The 1,060-nt window shown below is 66.8% G+C and carries 1 protein-coding gene; it reads right to left on the bottom strand.

The annotated features are described in order from the left end of the window. Nucleotides 1-16: 16 nt before the first annotated feature. Nucleotides 17-966 (bottom strand): IS630 family transposase gene (locus NOG11_RS14855; RefSeq protein ID WP_370468309.1). Its coding sequence is split into 2 segments (ribosomal slippage): nt 17-627 and nt 627-966, totalling 951 coding nucleotides; the frame shifts between segments, so codons are not numbered across the junction. Nucleotides 967-1,060: the final 94 nt, after the last annotated feature.

Below are 1,060 nucleotides of genomic sequence, written 5' to 3' on the forward strand. Positions count from 1 at the left end.
CTAGAGCGTTTTGATGTCATTCCGTCTTGTAGCCAGCGGCGGAGAAGTAGCTGCGGCACTCGGTTGGGCTGAAGCGTTCGATGGCATCGCTGATGGCGGACCATAGGTCGAGGACGGTTCGGGCGGCGGCCTTTCGCAGGAGAGCCTTGAGCTTCGAGAAGGCACGCTCGATCGGATTGAAGTCGGGACTGTAAGGCGGAAGGTAGAGAAGCCTGGCGCCGACCGCCTCGATCGCTTCGCGGACGCCCGTCACCTTGTGGGCGGGCAGGTTGTCCATGACGACTGTGTCGCCGGGGCGCAGCTCGGGGACGAGGACGCGGGTCACGTAGGCAAGGAACCAGGCGCCATCCATCGGTCCGTCCAGGACCATCGGGGCGACGAGGCCGGACAGGCGCAGGCCGGCGGTGAAGGTCGTCGTCTTCCAATGCCCGTGCGAGACTGAGGCGACACAGCGCTCGCCTCTCGGCGCACGACCTCGCAAGCGGGCCATCTTGGTACTCGCGCTGGTCTCGTCGATGAAGACGAGCCGGTCGGGATCAAGGTCCGCCTGAGCGTCGAACCAGAACCGCCGCTTCAGGCGGACGTCCTCGCGCTCCTGCTCGGCGGCGTGCGCGGTCTTTTTTTGACCGTGATCCCCCGCCGCTCCAGCCAGTACCAGATCGTCGTCAAGTGCACGGTCACGCCGCGCTCCGCCTCGAGCCGCTCCGCCATCTCGGCGAGCGTCGCGTCCTTCTCTCCCTCGCACGCCATCGCCAGCAGCAGATCTTCATGCGCGTCCAAGATCGAACCTGACCGGCCGCCCTGCCGCTTCGGCTCCAGGCTGCCCGTCGCCTTCCACTGCCGATGCCAGCGCCCCGCCGTCGCCTCGCCGACGCAGAACCGCCGACCCGCCTCACGGATCGACAGGCCATCTTCGAGCGCCGCCACCACGCGTCGCCGCAGATCCATGCTCAGCGCCGCCGCCATCTCCGCCTCCGTCCAAAACGATGGCGCTACGGAATCAGGCGACAGCGCCTCGCGCAAACCACGAACGAGTCAGTGAGGGCTCAAAACGCTCTAG

It is taken from the genome of Parvularcula maris (assembly GCF_024505085.1).
In the GTDB taxonomy this organism is placed as follows: domain Bacteria; phylum Pseudomonadota; class Alphaproteobacteria; order Caulobacterales; family Parvularculaceae; genus Parvularcula; species Parvularcula maris.